The sequence below is a fragment of the Sphingopyxis sp. Soil_C_28 genome, assembly GCF_057657055.1.
Genome location: NZ_JBDGJE010000001.1, coordinates 519,488 through 537,059, shown reverse-complemented (window position 1 = coordinate 537,059; position 17,572 = coordinate 519,488). Strand labels below are relative to the sequence as shown.

The window sequence follows — 17,572 nt, the reverse complement described above, 5'->3', positions numbered from 1 at the left end:
GATGAGCATGCTCTGCGCCCTGCTCCTTGCCGGTAGCGCGGCGCCCGCGCCAGCGATGGTCGTAATCGACGAAGCCACAACGGTGCGCGACGAAGCGCCGCCGCACGGCAAGATCGGCATGTCGACCGCGTACCGGATCAGCGATGTGGTTCCCGCACCGCGCAGCTTCGAGTTTCGCAAACGTGCTCTGCACGTCGGCGCAGCGATCGGCATTCATCCGATCGATCATGACGAAATCTATTATGTCCTGTCGGGCACCGGCATCGTGCATTCGGATGGCGAAGAAAAGGCATTGAAGGCGGGAACCGCGGCCTGGCTTTACAAGGGAGCAAAAGTGGGCATCCGCCAGACCGGCAGCGAACCGCTGGTGCTGATCATCGCCTACCCGAACCAGGCGGCGGATTGATGGCGCTCGACCGCCGCGCACTGATCGCCGCCGGGATAGCGCTGCCGCTCGCCGCGAGAGCAGCCGCAACACCCCCGCCCGACAACAGCCGGCCCGCGAGCATCCGACCCGGCGCAAGTTTAGCGCTGTGGCCCGATGGGCATATCCGGCCGCCCGCGGGCCTCGTCGAAGCGGTCGTCCAGCGCAGCGACGATCCGAATGCGAGCGACCGGATGCTGCAGGGCATCACGCGGCCGCGGCTCGACATTTTCCGACCGGCGAAGCCCAATGGCGCGGCGGTGATCCTCGCGCCCGGCGGTGGCTATCGCTATGTCGTGATCGACAAAGAAGGTTATGAGCTCGCACGTCTGCTGAGCGCGCGCGGGGTTACGGTCTATGTCCTCTTCTACCGCCTGCCCGGCGACGGCTGGACGAACGGCGCCGACGTTCCGCTCGCCGATGCACAGCGCGCGGTGCGGCTGGTGCGCAGCCGCGCGACGCTCGACGGAATCGATCCGGCGCGCATTACCTTCGGCGGCTTTTCGGCGGGCGGACAGGTCGCAACGAGCCTGCTCACGCGCTTCGATGCGAAGGTCTATGACCCGATTGATGCGGTCGACAGCCTGTCCGCGCGGCCCGACGCGGTCGCCGCCATCTATCCGGTCGTGTCGATGGACCTTGGCATTGCCCACATGGTGAGCCGGGAGAAACTGATCGGCGCGAACCCCGATGCGGCGCGCGAGAAACTCTACTCGCCCGAACGCAATGTTCGCCCCGACCAGCCGCCGCTCTGGCTGCTTCATGCCGAGGACGATAATGTGGTGAAGGTCGAAAACAGCATCCGTCTGCGCGCGGTAACGCGCGACATCGGGGCGCCATGCGAGGCGCATTTCTTCGAGCGCGGCGGCCATGGCTTCGGATTGATGAAAACCGCGGGATTGCCCGTCGCGATCTGGCCCGAGCTGCTGTGGAACTGGCTCGGGTCGCACAAGATCGTTTAGCTGCCCGGCTGAATGTACGGCACCCGCGCGAACAGTTCGCGCTCCCACTGGCGCGGATCGTTTTCGACGCGGCTTGTCGTATCGAAGATCATCGTCTGCCGCCTCGCCAGATCATAAGCTGGCCAGCCCGGGTCGCCGGTGCGCGCGAAGCGGACAAAAATGTCCATCATCCGGTCGCTCATCGCCCGCTGCGCGAGGGATGGATCGGAAATCGTCCCAAAGCTGAGCCCGATGTCATCGGTATGCTTCGCCTGCTCGAAATCGAGTTGGTAGACAAACCCCGGATGCCCTGCCCGCGCCCGCGCTTCGGCCTCCTCGACCTGCCCGCGCCAGCTGCGCGCAGCGGTGACGATACGGTGGAACAGCTCAAGCGGTTCTGCCTTCGGATAGCGCGCGCGGAACTCTCTGACGACCCAGGACGGCTCGATGTCAATCCGCATCTCCGGCGCGATCCGCTGGGCAAGATTATCGAAATTCAGCCCCGACAATTGCTTGCCATCGGGCGCGAAAAAGGCGCGAGTTTCCATGACGGTGTTGCCGAGCATCATCGGAATGGAAAGCGACTGCGGCGCCGCGTCGGGCCAGAAAGGGTGCCGTGCCAGGTGCCTCATGTCGAGCACCGGCCCCATATAAACGCCGCCGCCGAGGATCGGATCGGTCGCCGCCAGCGCCGCAACGAGTTGATCGACCGGCGCCGTTACCGGATCGACGCCTTTACCCAATCTATCGAGGAAGGCCTGCGCACGTTTCGTCGCGTTGAGTGGGCCCGAGGCGGTGACCTGCTGTCCGCTCATCGTGATCGCCTTGTGGAACAGCCCCCTCGCTTCGGGCATCGCCATCAGCGTCGCGATCTTGGCGCCTCCGCCCGACTGGCCAAAAACGGTGACATTGGCCGGATCACCGCCAAAGCTCGATATGTTGCGGCGGATCCATTGGAGTGCGAGGATCAGATCGAGCTGGCCCGCATTGCCGCTGTCAGGAAACCGTGGATCGAGCCGGGCGAGATAGAGATAGCCAAATGCGTTCAGTCGATGGTTCACGGTTACCACGACAACGTCACCCCGGCTGGCAAGCCGCGCGCCGTCGTTGAGCGGATCGGCCACGCTTCCGGTGGAATAGGCGCCGCCATGGAAATAGACCATGACCGGCCGCGGGCCGCCCGCTTTGCCCTCGGGCTGCCAGACATTGAGGAACAGGCAGTCTTCGCCCTGTGGACGGTAGTGATCGCCAACCTGCGGACAGGATGGGCCGAACGGACCCGCGTTCGTTCGCGCATGCCCGTTCCAGACGACCGGCATCGGCCTTTGAAACCGTCCCGCCCGTCCATAGCGTATCCCGATCGTCGCGCGAGCGCGCCGGTCGTCCGCTGCGGCGGAAAAGGGCAGCGCCAACATCGCCCCAGTGACCGCCAAAAGCGCGCGCCGCGTCAGCGTGGGGCCTGATCCCGAGGTCGAACGCAATTGGGACCGCCCATTGGTCGGAACATTGGCGACGTCCTTAATCGATATCATTCCACGGCCCCGTCCCAGATGGAAATTTGATGTTGCAAGACGCCTTGGCGGTCAAGGCCTCGGTCCCGTCGGCTCATCCTGATCACCGATCGTGTCATCCCAAGGTGCAAACCTGACCATCGCCTGCGCGAACAGGTGCGACCCCGTCAGCGCCGCCAGCCATTCCCGCACGCGTATCGGCGCCTGCGCTGAAAACCAGTCCGGATCGACCCCGGCAAACTGCCGAACGAAGGGAAACAGCGCGACATCGACGAATCCCCGTTCCATGCCGACCAGATAATCCTGTTCCGCCAGCTTTCTGTCGAGCCCGGTCAGCATGGCCAGTCCGGCCGCGCGGTGCGGCAGCGGGTCGACAGCATATCGGCCAGCATATTTATAGCGGTCGAGATGATGCTTGAACGCACCGTCGAATTCCGCGACCAGCACCGCGTCGTCACGCAGCAGCCAGCCTTCGGGATCGCGCTGCGACAATGCCCAGCGCATGATATCGATGCTTTGATCGATCACCGCACCGTCACCCTGCACGAGAACCGGGACCGTACCCTTCGGGGAAGCCGCCAGCATCGCCGAAGGCTTTTCGCGTAGCACCACCTCCCGGTGCACATAGCGCGCCCCGCTCACCAGCAAGGCCATTCGCGCGCGCATCGCGTAGGGGCAGCGACGGAAGCTGTACAGGATCGGGGTATCGCCCATCGTCCGTTCCATAGGCGACCAGCGGCGCGCCGCCAAACCAAAGGCGCGGTTGTCCGCCCGATTGTCCCGTCCAAAAAAAAATTCGCCCCGCATGTCCGGTTTGCGACCGGCATCCCGTTTTCCCTGATGCCGAGTAGTTGGCGCCTTCTTGCGAAGGCCCGTGCTGCGCGGCGGGGGAAGTCGCGCGTTACGATGTGATCCTCCGGGTCGGACAATCAAATCCAAGGCCGATTGGCCCGCAAACCAGGATAATGACATGCGTATTCCAGCCAAGTTTTTCGTCACCGCAGCACCGGCCGCTCTGCTCTCCTTGGGAGCTTTTCCAACGACTGCCTGGGCCGACCCTACCCCCGAATGCAATATACCCGATCCCCTCGCGCCCACATCGACCGAGTGCGGCGTGAACAGCAGCGTGTTCGACGTCGGCGCGTTGCGCGTCGCCGTCGATGCGACTGCGGTCGGCGGCGACAGCGAGGCCTTTGGCGATGCCAGCACCGCCATCGGCTACAGCGCCTCCGCGCGCGACACCAATGCCACCGCGATCGGAGCAAACTCCACCGCGGCCCAAGCCACCAGCACGGCGATCGGAGCCAATGCGGAAGCCTTCGATAACAGCGTCGCGCTGGGCTATGGATCGACAACCTTATCTGGTGGTACCGGCGCCCCAATCCCGCGCGCCAACACCGTTTCGGTCGGCTCGGCCATCAATGGGACGGCCGGCATCTTCCAGCGCCAGATCTCCAATGTCGCGGCCGGAACCGAAGCGTTCGATGCCGTGAACAAGGGGCAGCTCGACGCCGCGATTGCCTCGGTGGCCGGGGGCGGCCTCGTCACCACCGGCAACGGGGTCGACAGCCTGCAGACGGCGGGCAGCACCGCGAGCGGCATCGGCGCGGTAGCGCTGGGTTCCGCCCAGCTCGCATCGGGCAACGGCGCTGTCGCCATCGGCGATCCCAACTTCGCAACCGGAACGGGCGCGGTGGCGATCGGCGCCGACAATATGGCCAATGGCGATGGCGCGCTGGCACTCGGCAACGGCAACAATGCGAACGGCGTTTCGGCGATCGCGCTTGGGAATGGCGCGATGGCGCAGGGTGGCGGCACAACCGCAGTCGGCCTCAACGCTCGCGCCGAAAACGGCGGCTTCTTTGGCTCGACGGCCTATGGACATAACGCCACCGCGACCAATGGCGGACAGGCGCTCGGCGCGGGATCGACCGCGTCTGGCCTCTTCAGTATTGCCGTGGGCAATTCCGACGCCACCGGCAATTTTTCGGTCGCCATCGGGACCAATTCCTCGGCCTCTCAGCAAGGCGCCGTCGCACTGGGTCTCGGGGCCGATGCGCGCAATGGGGGCTCGGTCGCGCTGGGATCGGGCAGCGTTGCGGATCGCGACAATACCGTTTCCGTGGGCACCGCCACCAATATGCGCGCGATCACCAATGTCGCGGCGGGCACGCAGGCAAATGACGCGGTGAACAAGGCGCAGCTCGACGTCGTCGAGGCCAAGGCCGACGCTGCACAGGCAACGGCCAATTCCGCACTGGTGGTCGCCAACTCCGCCACCGGAAGCGCCACCGCGGCGCAGGCGACTGCCGACGCGGCGCTCGCCAATGCGGCTGCGGCGCAGACGACCGCCGACGTTGCGCGGACCGAGGCTGGCGCAGCGCAGGGGACCGCCAACAGCGCGCTCGCCAATGCAGCGACGGCACAGACGACGGCCGATCTGGCACGGACCGAGGCCGGTACGGCGCAAGGGACCGCAAACAACGCGCTGACCGCTGCCACAGGCGCGCAGGCAACCGCGAACACGGCGGTCATGCGCGGCGACGTCGCGGGCGCGAGCCTCGCCTCGCGTCTCGGCGGCGGTGCGACCTATAATGGTGCAACGGGTGCGATTTCGGCGCCGAGCTACGCGATCGGGGGTGGTTCCTATGGCGATGTCGGTTCGGCTTTTGCCGCCGTCGACAACAGCCTGACCACGCTCAACAACCGCGTCGATCTGCTCAGCGTCAGCAATGAAAAACGCTTCCGCGAGGCGACCGGGGGCATTGCAACGGCGATGGCGCTCGGCGGCACGATGATCGTTCCCGACAGCAATGTCTCGGTCTCTTTCAACCTCGCGACATTCCAAGGCGAGCAGGGTTTTTCGGGTGCCGCGGTCGTGCGCCTGACCCCGCGCGTCTATGTCAGCGGCGGTGTTGCCGGGTCTACCGTCAAGGGCACGACCGGCGGCCGCGTGGGCATCGCATTCGGCTTTTGAGATCGCGCTGCCCCCGGTTACACAAAGCCGGGGGCAGTTGCTCGGAATAATGCGCGGTTCGCGCAACAATGGGGAACATCATGAAAAATGAGCGCGATATAGCCCTCTCACTCGCCGCATCGCTCCTGATACCGGGAACCGGCACGGCGCAGGTACCAGCCGAGGTCGATCTGTTCGCCTTTGCGCAAGGTGGCCGGATCATCGCAGCCCCCGCTGACGTCGCGATCAGCCAGATGGACTCCAGCCCGCTCAACCTGATCGATGGATCGGTGAAGACCGACTGGACCGGCGAAGCCAAGGGGCCGCCGGTGTTTGTCTTCGAGCTTGAAGAGCGCAGCGAACTCGATCGGATTGCTTTCGACACCGCATTTCTCAACCGCGATGCCAAGGCAGTGCGCGCGGTTCGGGTCGAAATTTCGGATAGCTCGGCCACAAGCGGCTTTGCGACGATCGTCGACACGCGCCTGCAAATGCTGAAGGACAATCAGAATTTCCGCTTCGATCCCAAAAAGCCGCTGCCCGTCGGGCGCTGGGTGCGCCTGACCATTCTCGACAATTATGGCGGCGACGAATATTCGGCTTTCACCGGGTTCCGCGGTTATGGCCGCAAGCTGACCGCCGACGCGAAGATGCCAGACGTCACGGGCAGCTACGACGGTCATAGCGGCTGGGGTACGATCAGCCTGACCCGGCAGGGCGACCGCGTCACCGGATGTTATGAATATCAACAAGGTAAAGTCACAGGTTCGATCAAGGGCCGGACGATGACCCTTGATATGCTCGAAACCTCGTCCGACGGATCGACGAACAGCCATCGCGCCTATTTCTACCTCAGCGACAATGGCAAAGAGCTTGTCGGCATCGGCCGCAATATCGATCCGGCGCTCATCGGCTATTTCGATTTCTACAAGGCCGATCGCATCGGAAATCGCCCGGGAATCTGCAACTGACCGGCGCGTTCGACAATGCCAATCCCTGCAATAAAGGATCGACCAGCATGAAGAAAATGTCATTCATAGCCGTTTCGGCTGTATCGCTGCTCCTGGCCGGCTGCGGCGGCGCGACCGAAAACGGGCAAGAGGTGGGATCGAGCAAGACCGCCGGGGCCGGCGGCGCTTCGGGCGCACCCTCGGGCTGGAATGCAGCCGATGCCTGCGCGGTCGTCGATAAGGCAAAGATGGCCGTAGCAGCGGGCAAGCCGGTCAGCGAAGCCAGTCTCGGCCTTGTTCATGAAAGCAGCGGCGCGGACGCCACGACGTCGGAATGCAGCTATATCATGGCGGACGGCAGCCGAGGATCGGTGATGCTGCGCTGGTCGCCAATCAACGACAATACGCAGGGCGCGATCGATACCGCGCGCAACAGCATGAAGGAAACGGTCGGCGCATTTGGTGGCACCGTCGAAACGGTCGATGGTGTCGGCAAGGGGGCCTTCTGGATCGGGAAAACCGACACGCTGAACGTCTTCATCGGCGAGGACAGGTTCGCAATCATCACCTTGCCGAGCGGGTCGTCGACCAAAGATCGGGCGATCGCGCTTGCGCGCCAGCTGGGCGGTTGATGATGTGATGAAGCCGCGGTGCCCGCACCGCGAGGACGCACGGCTCATCATATGTGTTTACGCTTGCCAAAGCCTTGAACGGCCTTCATGAAATCCGCATCTCCGGCCCCTGTGCTGCGAGCATGACGGAGAAGGTCGATCGATCGAGACGCGCCCACCGACGTGAACCCGTTCGAAAGCGCCGATCTGTTGATGGCGTCGCTCTATGACGAATTGCGCGTCATAGCGCGGCGCGAGCACAGCCGCGCGGGCCGGCCGCAGACGTTGCAGCCGACCGCCCTGATCAACGAAGCCTATGTCAAATTGCAGCGCCGCGATGGCTGGGAAAGCGAAGCGCATTTCCTGGGCTCGGCGGCGACCGCCATCCGCCATATCCTGATCGATGCGGCGCGTGCGCGGATGGCATCGAAACGCGACGCCCCGACTTATAGCTTCACGCAGAGCCTCGACTCCCTCGCAGCCGCCGTTCCTGAGGATGCGGAGATTGTGAAGCTCGGCGATGCGCTGAAGACGCTGTCGCAAGTCGATGCCAATCTGGCGAAAGTGGTCGATTGCCGCTTTTTCGCGGGGCTGGACGAAAGGGAAACTGCATCGGTCCTGGGAGTATCGGACCGGACGGTGCGCCGCTGGTGGGTTCAGGCGCGAGCATGGATTCATGTTGAAATGATGGTGGCCTAACGACCCGCCGCCAGTCGTTTACGAAAAGCCGGGAAAGACTTCAGATAGATTTCCGCGGCGGGACCCTGTCCCTTGAAGATGGCTTCGGCGCGATCGGTGGCGCTTTTAGCCTCGGCAATCTGTCCAGCCTTGAGCAGGACGACTGCGTGGGCGCGCTCGACGACGCCGTGCGTCATACCGACCGGGATATTCTTGAGGATCGGGTCCATCTCGCCCAGTACGCGGAAAGCTTCCCGGGTATCGCCTGTTTCGGCCAGCGCTTCGGCCAATGTCGCCCCCATGATCAGCGTCGGCTGGGCGGCCGGGCTCAATTTCTCGCTGGCCATGGGCCATGCCTCGGCAAGCAACAGGCTCGCTTCCTTATATTTCCCCAATGCCATCTTCACGCGACTGACATGAAACATGTCGACCGCGAGGCCCGCCGAACGGCCGAACACCGCCCGGCGCTGCGTCATCACGCGTCGCAATATGGGTTCGGCGCGGGCCGGTTGGTCGAGCTTGGCGAAGCGAACGCCCTTTAGCTGTTCGATCATCAATCCCAGCGTGCTGTCACCCTGCCGGTTTGCAGCCGTGATCTTGTCTACCCTGGCAAAAATCTCGGGCATCGCGTCGAGCTGGTTCGCCTCGACCATATAAGCGAGGAGGTTGTTATAGACCGTCACCCGGTCGCGATAATTATCCGCATAGGCGATGTCGACGTCGGGCAAGATCGCTTTCAACAGTTCGATAGCGTCCTCCATCCGGCCCGTGCGGCGCCAAAGCTGCGCGCGCGCCGCGCGCACTTCGACAAGCTCACTGCGAAACCGTGCCGGATCGGCGAGAAACACCCTTTCGGCCGCATCGATCAGCGGCGCCATCGCATCGGTCTTCCCCAATGAGCCGGCAGACGAGGCGGCGCGGACTTTCAACTGGGCCGTCGCGACGGGATCGTCTTTTCCGATGCCGCGCGCCAGCGCCTTGGTGATCAGGGCGTCCGCGCCGGCGGGATCCTCCAGATTGACGTAGAGGTCGAACAAGGTGGACACCAGAATGGCCGATTCCGCGCCGGTATCGACCGCGTTGACCAGCCGATCGGCAGTTGAATCGAGCATCTGCTTGACCGTCACGCTTTCCCCGACATCGGACTTTGCCGTGTCGCGCAGCATGACCTGCAGCATCTGGTTGATCGATTCAGACCGGCGGGCGGCATCTTGCGCCAGATCGCGCTCGATCGCGGTCTGGTGCGACTGCCAGATAATTCCGCCCATCCCGAGCAGCAGCGCCGCGAAAGCTGCGCCTGCCGCGGTAACCGCCAGCCTGTTGCGATGCACGAAACGCCCGAACAGATAGCGCGCCGTTCCTTCCCTCGCCTTGACGGGTTTCAGGGCCTGATGCCGCGCGACGTCATCCGCCAGTTCCAGCACGCTGCCATATCGTTGCGCCGGATTGCGCCGCATCGCTTTCAAGACGATGGCATCGAGGTCGCCGCCGATCAGCCGCGCAGGAACGGCCGCGTCGCTGCGTCCCGCCGCGCGGCTCGGCAACGGCGGGTCTTCCTGCAGGATACGGCGGACGATCGCAGGCACCGACGCCCCGTCGCGCTGCCAGGGCGAGGCGTCGGTCAGCAGCTGGAACAAGATTGCACCCAAGGCATAGATGTCGGTCGCAATCGTGATTTGCTCGCCGCCCAATTGCTCAGGCGCCGCAAAATCGGGCGTCAGCATCGCCTGCGTCGTTTCGGCGACGGCAAGGTCATTCTCCAGCAGCTTGGCAATGCCGAAATCGAGCAGCTGGACCGACCCTTTTCCGTCGATCATGATGTTCGACGGCTTGAGATCGCGATGCACCACGAGGTTGGCGTGCGCATAAGCCACCGCGGCGCAAATATCGCGGAACAGTGCGAGCCGCGTTGCAAGGTCGGCGCCTTTGGCCCGGACCCAGCTATCGATCGGCTGTCCGTCGACATAATCCATGACCATGTACGGCCTTCCGTCGGCGGCGACGCCGCCGTCGATCAGCCGCGCAATATTCGGATGGTGGAGGCTGGCAAGCAAACGACGCTCGCGCGCGAAAAGCTGGGCGCGGTCGGATGCATCGGCCCGCAGCAATTTGATCGCAACCTTTTGCATGAACTCGGCGGTGGAGCGATGCGCGAGATAGACTTCGCCCATGCCGCCGCGGCCGAGATAGGCATCGATCGTGAACCCGCCGATCACCTGGCCGATCGATAGCGACACGGGACCTCCCGCCGCATCCTGTTCTTCGAGGGGCGGCGCCTCGCCGTCGAGAATGCCTTCGGCCCGGTGCGCCGCAAGCATCGCCCTTGCCTTGGCAATCACGCCGGGGCTGGCGTCCGATTCCGCAAGCGACCGATCTTGATCCGGCGGCGAGGCGTCGACCAGATGGTCGAACAACGCCTGAACCGCCAGCCATTGCGCAGCCGCACCTTCGTCCATAGCCCCCCCGATCGACCGGAGGGATATCAGGTTGAGAGCGAAAGGCAAATTGCGCGCGCTGCCAGACATGGCAGGATCCTGTCGACGTCAACTCGCAGCCGCCGCGGGTCTTTCCAGTTTTTGGCGCACGCCCCCGATCGCGCCATGGCCCCGTCAAAACTTCTTTCGCAGCGTCAATCGAACCGTCCGGCCAAGGGGGTCGATTTCGTTGCGGTAATATCCCGCAGGAACCGTGCCGTCTTCACGCGTGACACGGCGATAGCGATCGAAAAGATTATCGACGTCCATCGACAATTTGACACCGCGGATCGCGCCCTTCTTGCCTATCTCGTCAAAGAGCCGGTCGGGCTCGACGAACGCCGAAAGATTGACCGTGACCGGCGGCTTGAAGGTGAAGTTTTCCCCTTCGCCTCGCAAACGGCCCGGGCTGCTCCAATTTCCGTTCAGATTGACGCCGATGCCCCTTTTGGCCACCGACGCCTGCACCGAGATGACGTGACGCGATTGTCCGCCGGCGCGAAGCTGATCGATTACGGGCACGCCAGACCGGGTGAGCAACTCGCTCTTCAACCGCCAGCGATGGTTGACCGAAAGGCCGAACTGCAGCGGGTCCGCGGTCGCCTCACCTCGCCCTCGACCACGGACCGGCCCCAGCCGCACCGCGATATTGGTCGAAACATCGGCATCGCTATGGTGGGCAATGTTGATCGGCCGCGCATCGACCGCGACCAGCCGTCCTTCCGCATCGCGCGTCACCCGTTCGGGAAAGGCGGCCTCGATCGCGGGTGTGAGTTCGGGAAAGCCTGCAACTCCGCCTTTTGCAATGGACTGGCGATAGCCCAGATTGAGGGTCAACGTCTGATCGCCGAGCGGCCTGACCATGGCGGACAAGGAAAGGCCCTGACGGCTGCCGCGGCGAAGATCGGAATTGCCGCCGGTGGTCCATACCGGTTCCGCGACCTCCTGCCGCGCATAGTCGAAGATGCGGTTGATTCTGACCTCGACCGGCGCATCGAGTTGATCGAACGAGGGCGCCGTCTCTGCATAGTCAATCGACCCGCGAAACTGGACCGACGGCCATGGCGACCAGCTCATGTTGCCCGCGAAGCGCTGCCGAGAACCGCTCTTCGTCATCTTCTGGACACTGGCAGACAGGTCGATGTTCAGGTCGCCCAGCCCGCCCCGCCCATCTTCTTCGCGGCGCGACACAGGCACGCTGAAGGATATCTCCCCATCCACCTGACGCCGCGCCAGGCGAATGTCTCTGTCCAGCTCTTCCATCGCGCCAATCTGGCGGTTGCGAGAGCGGTTTTGGGCGGCGCTGGCGGTGATATTCCAGACGAGCGGCCCTGCCGGAAGGTCGACGATCGCCTTGCGGACGTTGAGCCGGGTTCGCAGATTTTCGCCGCGCGACCGGGTGCGAGACGAAAGCAGCAGGTCGGCATCCCAAGGTCCATATGGGTTGAATCCCGGATCGTCGGCATCGATCAACCGCTGGATCGCCGCGACGTCGATCCCACGTTCCAACAGGCTGCTGGCCCGGTTGCGCGCATAGTTGAAGCTGAGGTTCGTCTGCCAGCTTCCGATACTGCCGTTAAGCGTCAGCGAAGCGGCAAGCGATGTTGCGCCATTGTCGTTGTGCAGCGCCCGTTCGTTCGCGAACGGGCGCGTGAGCAGGATATCGCTTGCAAAGGGTGACCAGGGATTTCCAGCTGGAATGGTAAGCGATGCCATCGGGAGCCCGCGAAGCCCTTCGCTCCGGGTCCGGTTCACGTTGAGGTTCAGCGCGACCGAGAAATCGCCAAGCGGGCGCGTGATGCCGATGGCCAGCGATGCGGTGCGTCGCATTGGTTGCAGGGTATCGTAACGGTCAGGATCGACGGGATTGGCGATGTTTGCAGTCGATAGGAAATCGCTCAGCGCAGGCATGCCCGACAGCGCGCCGGGCGGGATCGCCGCGACCGTCACCGGCATCCCCGCCGCAAGGCTGAGTGCGGGGTCGAGTTCCCCGCCACCGGGCGCGGAGACGAAGCCGTCGCGATCAAATATCCCCGCGCGCAACGGAAGATTGCGGGCTGACCTAAAAAAGGCGCTATCGCCGCTGACCCGCGCCTGCACATTCCACCGCGTTTCACCGCTGATCGCCGTCCGCCCGACCGACAGGCCGCCGCCATATTGGCCGCCAGCAGTTGCAAAATTCACGCTCATATCGGCATTCAGGGCCGAGAAATTCCTCTTGAGCACCAGATTGACGACGCGCTTGCCTGCGGGTTCGCCATATTGCGCCGCGGCCTCCGGTTTCAGTACGGCGAGCCGGTCGAGTGCTTCGGCAGGATAGGAAAGGATCGAGCGGTCGAAACCCACAGGCTTGCCGTTGATCAGGATGACGGGCTCCTCGCCGCTGCCGTCGATGAAAGGCGCGAGGCGCGCGAGCAGGTCCTGGATGCTGTCGGCGCCCCGGGCTGCGATCTCTTCTTCGCTAAACTCGGTTTCCGCCGCCACCCTCGCCTCGCCGCGGCGATCGGCCGTAACGACAATTTCATCGGGGTCGTCGAGCGGTACGATAACGCCCGGCGGGGCGGTCACCTGCGAAACCGGCCCCGCCGCGACGTCCCCCTTATCCGTTTCTGCGCTGGCGCCGGGATAGGCCCCCAAGGGCAGGACGAAGGACAGCAGCGCGGCGATACGGGCCGGGGTCATCGCAATACACACGCTTTCCGTACTTTAGCCTCACCTCTCACGCGATAATCCGGGTATCTTCCAATATCGATACCGAAGCGAGCGCACCATCACCGCGTCTTGCCGCATTATTTCATCAAGCAATGACATCCCCCAATTTACGGTAGCCAGTTCAAAATGCCCCCAACGGTTGCTAATGACACCGCCTATTTCTCTATACTCGCTTGCATTGACAAAAATTTATCGTGTTCAGCGAGTATTCCGCTGAGCGGGGCAACCCGCGAAAGGCAATGCCGCGGCCCAAGAGAGGGCCGCGGCACGACTTTCAGTTCACCCTTGTGAGCATCGAAGATCAGGAAAGTGAGCCGTCGATCGAGCAGTCGCCCGTGCCGAGATCAACTTCCTCAAGGATATCATTGATAGTCACGACCCCGCCACTGATCGTACCGGTGAGGTCGCCGAAGCAATCGCCCGCCGTGATCGTGGTATCGGCGTACACATCATCCACCTGGAAGACGCCTCCGCCTTGGGTGATGTTGTGCGGCACATTGGGAAACTGCACCGTCGCGCAAAGCCCAAGAAAGCCGCCGGTTAGCGACAGCGAGGTAACCTGGGTCGATGTTGAGGGCGACGAACCGTCGAGACCGGCCGTAGCAGTACAGGTCAGCAAGGGGCCGGTACCCTTTTGCACGGTTACCGTTCCCGATATGGTGGACTGCGCCATCGCTGTCGCTGGTGTAAATGCGCAGAGCGCCGCAGCCGCTGCGATCAAAGCAATATTTTTCATCATCCTTCTCCTCTTTACATTTTTTTACATCGACATCTCGACGACTCGAAGAATATTTCTTCAGAGTGCGTGAAATATGACATATTTTTCTAATTTGAGTCAAGTTTCAATGAAAGAATTACATTTTTTATACAAGTATATTAAAAAGATAATACTTATTAATTGCCCTATCGATCAAATTTAATCGAAGAGTCACGGGTATTTTATTCACATTATATTTAATATAGATTTACATCAATTTTTTGTAGAACGAATACTAGAACTTCTTCGACATGCTAAATCCGATTATCCTTGGATCCAGCGTGAATATGTTCGCGCTCAAGCCAGTGTCATCGGCGTTGGTGAAGAAGTCGGTGATGGGCGCATCATTGAACACATTCTTGACGTAGAGCTGAAAGGTCAGATCGGAATCGGGCCGCGCCAGCGTCACCGCCACGTTCACATTGTCCCACGCTCTCAACCGGTCATATTCGGTGTTATAGACGCGGGCGAAGCTCTTCGACTGGCGATAATAATCGCCGCGCAAGGTCAGTTCCCACGCATCGAGGAAGAAGGTGTATTGCGCACCCATATTGAAGGTCATCCGGGGCGAGTTCGGCAGTTCGTTGCCCGACAGATCGGCATCGAAGCCGCGCCCGCCATTGGGGGCGCCACTGCCGCCCTGATTGATGTTGAGGCCGATAGTATCAGGATTGTAGGGAGCCAGCGGATTATAGGTAAATCCGAAGAAATTGTTGAATGGCAAACCGCTTGGGAAGGCCGGATCATAGGAACCGACACGGTTCGATTCAGCACACAGCGCTGACAGAGCAATCTGCTGAAGCCCAGCGGGGCCACGCAATATGCGCTCGACCAGCACCCGGGGCGCGATGCAGTTCGACGGCGCCTGCAGCCACGGCCGGACCACCATCCAATCCGGATCACCCTGCGTCCGGTTGGTCACGTCGATCGACTTCGCACCGTCCTTCAGGCGCGTCTTGAGCAGGCCGAGATTGGCATCGACGCGGAAGGCGCGTGACGGGCGCCACGCCGCTTCGAACTCGAGGCCCATGCTCGTTGCGTCGAAATTCTCGTTGAACGCGATCCGGTCGACGATCTGCGAAATCTGATAGTCCTTGTAATCATAGTAGAATGCCGTCGCGTTCAGCGTGAAGCGGCCGCCCGCAAAGCTGTTCTTCATGCCGATTTCGAAAGCATTGAGATATTCCGGCGCGAAACGGTCTGCCAAGGGCTGATACCGGACGATCGCCGGATTGAGATCCACCCGCGGGGGATTGGTGCCGCCGCCTTTATACCCCCGCGATGCCGAGGCATAGATCAGCGTATCGTCCGTAAAATCGAGAACGGGCTTCCAATCGAGCACCAGACGCCCGGTGAATTCGTTCCATTCCTGCTCTATATCGGGCTGTGCCGGATAGCCGCTGTTCACGCGTCCACCTGTATTGTTGCCGGGTGCGGCTGTTCCGGTTCCTCCGCCCAGCAACAATTGACTGGGGACCTGAGTGGAAATCTTTTTGTCCCGCGTATAGCGAATACCAGCGGTCAGTTTCAGACTGTCCGTCATATTCCAGTATAGTTCGCCAAATGCCGCAGCAGACTTAGTTCTTATTCCGTTCTGGCTCAGAAAATAGTTATGTCCTTGATTGTCCAATCTATCAATCGGGTTTCGATCGACATAGATGCACTCCCGCCCCTCGAAACCGAGAGGACATGGTAGCTGTACTGTATTTCCATTTGTCAAAGTGGTTCCATAAAACCACTCCGAAATCAAAGAGAACATATTGTTGAATACATAGTAATTATCTTGCGATTTGAAATCGAGATAATTGACACCGATGTTGAAATTCACCGGTCCTTCAAGGTCCGACTGCAGGCGAAATTCCTGTGTCCACTGGCGACTTTTTGATTGACTGAGATCCGCCGACACAAGCCGATCGGAGCAGCCGAGTTGCGGATCGCAATACGTCCCGCCAGGCGTCGGTCCCGGAAATAACGCCGGATTGATCAGCTGGTTGCGCGTGTTCAGCAACGGCTGGGTCGAGCTATTGAAGATCGGCGCGGAAACGAAGCGATTATAATCTTGCGTGGAATAGAAACGATCGCGTGCATAGGCGGTCTGCGATACCAGTTTCAGGCCGTCCGATGGTTCGAATTCCAGGTTGAGTTGCACCACATCGTTCTTCGCCCGAAACACTGGGTCATAGCTTGTCGCGATTTCTCGCAAGTCACGCGACTGAACGACATTGCCGAAGGGATCCACCCCCGGGGTCCCGGCGTATACAGTTGCCCTGGTCACGGGATTTCTGCCAAGGCTGATGCCGCTTGGCACCAGGACATAGGTTAGCGAATTGCCATTGGGCGCGCCAAAGGCAGCATCATCATATAGCGACCCCGGCAGACAGCCTTGGCTCAAACGCCCGCGCGTGAGTGGATCGGTGATAGCGACACCGCCAACCGTGGCCGGTCCGGGATCACGGGTACACAGCTGCTTGCCGGTGCGCGAGCGGTTATCATTCTCTTCGAAATGCTGCCAGATCACGTTAGCGCGGAACCGGTCGCTTGGCTCCCATGCCAGTGTCGCGCGCGTCGACCACAGGTCGCGCCCGTTGACGCGCTGCTGCGTAAATGTGTTGTAGTCGAAGCCTTCGCGACTGGTCCACGCACCCGCAACGCGGACGCCCAGCGTGTCGGTGATCGGCACGTTGAGCATCCCGCTCGCCCGCATGGTCTTGAAATTGCCGACCTCGAGCTTGCCCTCTCCGGCGAGGTCGTCGTCGGGCAGCGCCGGGATGATGTTGACCACGCCCGCCGTCGCGTTGCGGCCATAAAGTGTGCCCTGCGGTCCGCGCAGCACTTCGACGCGCTGAACGTCGAAGAATTCTTGTTCGAACAGACGATTGCGCACCAGCGGCGTGTTGTTGAAGCTGACCGCGACCGCCGGATCGCTCGCCGCCGAAATCGCCTTGGTCCCGATCCCGCGGATCGAGATATTATACATGCTGAAATTGCTTTTGGAGAAGTTCACATTGGGGATCGCGCGCAACAGCTCGGACCCGCCCTCGATCTTCCGGTCGTCGAGCGCGTCGGCAGACAGCGCCGTCATCGCGATCGGCACGTCGATGATCTTCTCTTCCCTTTTCTGGGCCGTTACGATGATTTCGCTGCCGTCGCTGATCTCTTGCACCGCCGCCGCAGGGGTCACCGCCGCGACGCTCTCGGCCGGGAGTTGCGCGACCCGGCGCATCGGGCTGATGACGAAGATCTTTCCGTCGCGGCGATAGGTCATTCCTGTCCCGCGAAGCAATTCGCGAAGCGCTTCTTCAGCGGCCGCCCGGTGTCGCAGAGCCTCGCTGCGCTTGCCTCGCACCGCCTTGCCGTCGAAAATCACCTGCACGCCCGATGCGCGCGCAAAAGCACGTAACGCCCCGCCAAGATCCTGGGCCGGAATATCATATTGCTGGACCTGGCGCGCTTCAGCATATGCAGGCGCCGACACGGCAACCAGCGCGCCCAGCGCAAGACTCGACAACAAACAACGACGTTTGGACATACCCTCTCCCCTGTGCGAGGGATCGATAT

At 62.0% G+C, this 17,572-nt stretch carries 12 protein-coding genes; 6 read left to right on the top strand and 6 right to left on the bottom strand.

Annotated elements, in window-relative coordinates:
- The first annotated feature begins 1 nt into the window (after position 1).
- Together AC3A43_RS02435 and AC3A43_RS02430 are read left to right on the top strand one after the other, a co-directional pair.
- Positions 2–406: a cupin domain-containing protein gene (locus AC3A43_RS02435; RefSeq protein WP_487790950.1), complete on the top strand. Its 405-nt coding sequence runs from the start codon at positions 2–4 to the stop codon at positions 404–406.
- Positions 406–1,386 carry an alpha/beta hydrolase gene (locus tag AC3A43_RS02430; protein ID WP_487790949.1) on the top strand — a complete coding sequence of 327 codons (981 nt, stop codon included), beginning with the start codon at positions 406–408 and terminating at the stop codon, positions 1,384–1,386. The genes AC3A43_RS02435 and AC3A43_RS02430 overlap by 1 nt, the downstream gene beginning before the upstream one ends.
- Here the strand turns inward: AC3A43_RS02430 and AC3A43_RS02425 are convergent.
- Together AC3A43_RS02425 and AC3A43_RS02420 are read right to left on the bottom strand one after the other, a co-directional pair.
- Entirely contained in the window at positions 1,383–2,780 is a 1,398-nt protein-coding gene (locus tag AC3A43_RS02425) for a carboxylesterase/lipase family protein (RefSeq protein ID WP_487792010.1), read from the bottom strand. The genes AC3A43_RS02430 and AC3A43_RS02425 overlap by 4 nt on opposite strands.
- Positions 2,781–2,948: 168 nt before the next feature.
- Positions 2,949–3,590, bottom strand: a complete 642-nt coding sequence (locus tag AC3A43_RS02420) for a glutathione S-transferase (protein ID WP_487790948.1) — start codon at positions 3,588–3,590, stop codon at positions 2,949–2,951.
- 256 nt (positions 3,591–3,846) lie between these two features.
- Between AC3A43_RS02420 and AC3A43_RS02415 the strand changes: the two genes are divergently transcribed.
- The 4 genes from AC3A43_RS02415 (at position 3,847) to AC3A43_RS02400 (ending at position 8,092) form a co-directional block, all read left to right on the top strand.
- Positions 3,847–5,853 carry a hypothetical protein gene (locus tag AC3A43_RS02415; protein WP_487790947.1) on the top strand — a complete coding sequence of 669 codons (2,007 nt, stop codon included), beginning with the start codon at positions 3,847–3,849 and terminating at the stop codon, positions 5,851–5,853.
- A gap of 80 nt (positions 5,854–5,933) precedes the next feature.
- A complete protein-coding gene (locus tag AC3A43_RS02410) occupies positions 5,934–6,803 on the top strand; it encodes a discoidin domain-containing protein (RefSeq protein ID WP_487790946.1) in 870 nt (289 codons plus the stop codon).
- A 47-nt stretch (positions 6,804–6,850) separates the two neighbouring features.
- On the top strand, positions 6,851–7,414 hold the full coding sequence (locus tag AC3A43_RS02405) for a hypothetical protein (RefSeq protein WP_487790945.1): 564 nt from the start codon (positions 6,851–6,853) through the stop codon (positions 7,412–7,414).
- 162 nt (positions 7,415–7,576) lie between these two features.
- Entirely contained in the window at positions 7,577–8,092 is a 516-nt protein-coding gene (locus AC3A43_RS02400) for an ECF-type sigma factor (protein WP_487790944.1), read from the top strand.
- Here the strand turns inward: AC3A43_RS02400 and AC3A43_RS02395 are convergent.
- The 4 genes from AC3A43_RS02395 to AC3A43_RS02380 form a co-directional block, all read right to left on the bottom strand.
- Positions 8,089–10,527 (bottom strand): serine/threonine protein kinase, encoded by a 2,439-nt coding sequence (locus AC3A43_RS02395; RefSeq protein ID WP_487790943.1) that lies wholly within the window; start codon positions 10,525–10,527, stop codon positions 8,089–8,091. The genes AC3A43_RS02400 and AC3A43_RS02395 overlap by 4 nt on opposite strands.
- Positions 10,528–10,680: 153 nt before the next feature.
- Positions 10,681–13,227 carry a porin family protein gene (locus tag AC3A43_RS02390; protein WP_487790942.1) on the bottom strand — a complete coding sequence of 849 codons (2,547 nt, stop codon included), beginning with the start codon at positions 13,225–13,227 and terminating at the stop codon, positions 10,681–10,683.
- A 331-nt stretch (positions 13,228–13,558) separates the two neighbouring features.
- The gene (locus AC3A43_RS02385; RefSeq protein WP_487790941.1) at positions 13,559–13,996 is read right to left on the bottom strand and encodes a hypothetical protein; all 438 of its coding nucleotides are present in this window, start codon (positions 13,994–13,996) and stop codon (positions 13,559–13,561) included.
- A gap of 253 nt (positions 13,997–14,249) precedes the next feature.
- The gene (locus AC3A43_RS02380) at positions 14,250–17,543 is read right to left on the bottom strand and encodes a TonB-dependent receptor (protein ID WP_487790940.1); all 3,294 of its coding nucleotides are present in this window, start codon (positions 17,541–17,543) and stop codon (positions 14,250–14,252) included.
- Between the last annotated feature and the right edge of the window lie 29 nt (positions 17,544–17,572).